The sequence below is a fragment of the Micromonospora sp. ATCC 39149 genome (genome assembly GCF_000158815.1).
GTDB lineage: Bacteria > Actinomycetota > Actinomycetes > Mycobacteriales > Micromonosporaceae > Micromonospora.
On sequence record NZ_GG657738.1, the window covers coordinates 689,275 to 692,152 of the forward strand.

Consider the following 2,878-nt stretch of genomic DNA (forward strand, 5'->3'; position numbering starts at 1 on the left):
GGTCTACGCCGTCACCGCGCGGTACTACCGCCGGTCCGTGCTGGCGGAGCACCTGCGGCGGGACCTGGCCGCGATCGACGAGTACCGGCCGGACATCGTGGTCACCGACATGCAGCCCACGGCGGTGCTCGCCGCCCGACTGCGGGGTCTGCCGCTGGTGTCGATCGCCGACACCGACTTCCTCAGCCCGGACCCGCTGGCGTGGATGCCGTGGAGCAAAGCCGACCCGACCGCGCTGCTGCCGCACCCGAGCGCCCTGGACACCCTGAACAGTGTCGCGACCGAGCACGGGCTCGACCCGGTCGCAAGCGTTCCCGAGCTGCTGTGGGGGGACCTGACGGTGGTGCCCAGCGCGCCGGAGGTGGAGCCGCCGCCGCCGGCCCCGCCGGGCCGGTCGGGCCCGACGTACGTCGGCCCGCTGTACTGGGATCCGCCCGGCGCGCCGTACGTGCCCCGCGCCGCCGCCGGCACCCGGCGGGTGTACGTCTCCATCGGCAGCGGCGGGATGGTGGCCGACACCGCGCTGCGGGAGGTGCTGGCCGCCTGCGACCGGCCGGACTTGTCGGTGTTCCTGTCGGCCGGGTTCCAGGCCCGCGAGTGGCTGCGCCGCTACCCGAACGTGGAACTGGGCGGCTTCACCGGCATCTCCGGGCCGATCGCGTGGGCGGACCTGGTGGTCAACCACGGCGGCTACTCCACGGTGATCGCCGGCCTGCTGCACGGCAAGCCGCAGGTGGTCCTGCCGTTCATGTCCGAACAGGAGGCCAACGGGCGGCAGTTCCTGGCCGACCACGGTGCGGGCCTGGTGGCGCGGACCACCGAGGTCTATCCGGACGGCCAGATCCGGTACGTCAACCGGCACTCCGGGTCCACCGGCGACCCGGTCGTGCCGGCGGCCGACCTGGCGGCCACGATCCAGGAGGCGCTCGACGACGCCACGGTGGCCAAGCGGGCCGGCTACGCCCGGGACAGCCTCACCCGGCTGCGCGCCGGGGCCGACCTGGCGGAGTCGTTCACGGCACTGCTTCGCTGAGCGCACCCGGCCGGGCGCTGACCCGTCCCGCGCGGGTCAGCGCCAGGCGCCGGCGGCCAGCCCGCGCAGTAGCTCCGAGCGCAGCAGCTTGCCGTTGACGTTGCGCGGCAGGCGGTCGACGACCACCACCCGGGCGGGGACCTTGTACGCGGCCAGCCGCCCGTGCAGGAAGGCGTACAGCTCCCGGTGGTCCAGCTCGCGGACGGTTTCGACGAACGCCACGACCTCCTGGGCCCCGCCGGGCCCCGGCGCGCCGACGACCGCGCAGTCCCGGACGGCCGCGAACTGCCGGAGCGCGTCCTCGACCTCGGCGGCCGGGACCTTGTTGCCCGCGACGTTGAGCGTGCCGCCCCGGCGGCCCAGCAGGTAGAGCCGCCCGTCGGCGTCCAGCCGGCCGACGTCGCCGGTCGGCTGGAGGCCGTCGCCGCCGGGTGGGTGGCCGGCGGTGGTGACGTCGCCCGTGGTGGCGTCGGCGGAAACCGCGTCGCCGGTCGCCGGCTCGCCCGGGGCCACGTCGCCGGTGTGGAGGCGGGGCGGCGGGAAATCCACCACCAATCATGACGTCGACCGAGACTCGGCGCCGGGTCGACTGACCAGGGTGACCCCGACGATCGGCCGGCCGACCGAGCCGGCGACCGACCCGGTGTCGAGGGTCAGCATGCCGTGCTCGGAGGTGCCGTAGTGCTCGCCGATGCGCCAGCCCACCGCCGCCGCCCACCGGTGGCGGTCCTCCGGCGGCAGCGGCGCGCCCGCCGAGACGCACAGCCGGGGCCGGTGCCGGGTGGTGAGGCCGGCGGCCGAGAACCACCGGTACAGCAGCGGGACCGACAGCAGCACCGCCACCCGGTGCCGGTCGACGGCGTCGGCCACCGTCCGGGGGCCCGGCTGCCGGTCCAGCGCGACGTACGTGCCGCCGGCGGCCAGCGTCGTGACGATGCCGCCGCACAGGGCGTAGCTGTGGTGCGGCGGCGTCGTGCAGGCGACGACCTCGCCGGGGGACAGCTCCAGCGCGGCGGCGAAGGCCCGCGCGTTGGCCGTCACGGTCGGCCAGGGCCGTTCCACGCACTTCGGCCAGCCCTCGCTGCCCGAGGTGGACAGCCCCCAGGCCGGCGGGACCGGGCGGCAGCGTCGCCGCCGCGCCCCGCCCCGGCGGGAAGCACGCCGGACCACCGTCGCCGCCGGGCCTCGCGACGGTGAGCCGATCGCCGTCGCAGGTGACGGGCCCGTCGCCGAGCCCCGCGACGGTGAGTGCTTCGCCGTCGGAGGTGACGAGCCGGTCGGCGCGGAACAGCGACCAGGCCCGGTTCCGCTCGTCGTCGCTGGCCCTGGCGTCGGCGACGAGCAGCGCAACGTCCGCGATCGTGGCGGCCACGACCGTCACGGCCACGTCGGCGGCGCACCGCGCGACCGTGGCGGCCCGGCCGGCCAGCGCCGGCGCGAGCCGTTCCGCCCGCCGCAGCAGCTCGGCGTAGGTCAGCCTCCGGTCGCCGGTGACGACCGCCGGGCGGTGGGGATGCTTTCGCGCCACCTCGGCGAGCGCGTCCGCGAGGGTGGGCACGCCGCTCATCGGGCCAGCACCACGTCCCACGCGCCGGGCCGACCGGCCACGATCACCACGGCACGCGCGGCGTCCTCGCCCTCGGCCTCGGCGGTGGCGGGCGGCGTGACCGCCTCGGCGAGGGCGCACACCGGGCCGACCGCCGGCGAGGACGCCCCGCCGACCCACGTCCGGGCCCGGGGGAACGCCGCGGCGAACTCGGCCCGAGCGGCCTGCTGGACGGCGACGGTCGCGCCGCACAGCCGCACGTCGGCGACGGCGGCCGGGTCGACGCCGGCCGCGTCCAG

General features: G+C 77.1%; 4 protein-coding genes. 1 reads left to right on the forward strand and 3 read right to left on the reverse strand.

Annotated elements, in window-relative coordinates:
- Positions 1-1,033: glycosyltransferase (locus MCAG_RS02855; RefSeq protein ID WP_050777835.1), on the forward strand; the 1,033-nt coding region annotated here is incomplete at its 5' end.
- 36 nt (positions 1,034-1,069) lie between these two features.
- On the opposite strand, the gene MCAG_RS02860 is transcribed toward MCAG_RS02855, so the two are convergent.
- The 3 genes from MCAG_RS02860 to MCAG_RS33300 form a co-directional block, all read right to left on the reverse strand.
- Positions 1,070-1,585 carry a hypothetical protein gene (locus tag MCAG_RS02860; protein WP_157547815.1) on the reverse strand — a complete coding sequence of 172 codons (516 nt, stop codon included), beginning with the start codon at positions 1,583-1,585 and terminating at the stop codon, positions 1,070-1,072.
- Positions 1,586-1,588: 3 nt separating this feature from the next.
- Positions 1,589-2,203 (reverse strand): AMP-binding protein, encoded by a 615-nt coding sequence (locus MCAG_RS30260; protein ID WP_157547817.1) that lies wholly within the window; start codon positions 2,201-2,203, stop codon positions 1,589-1,591.
- A 393-nt stretch (positions 2,204-2,596) separates the two neighbouring features.
- The coding region (locus MCAG_RS33300) for a hypothetical protein (RefSeq protein WP_036372067.1) at positions 2,597-2,878 on the reverse strand (282 nt) is incomplete at its 5' end.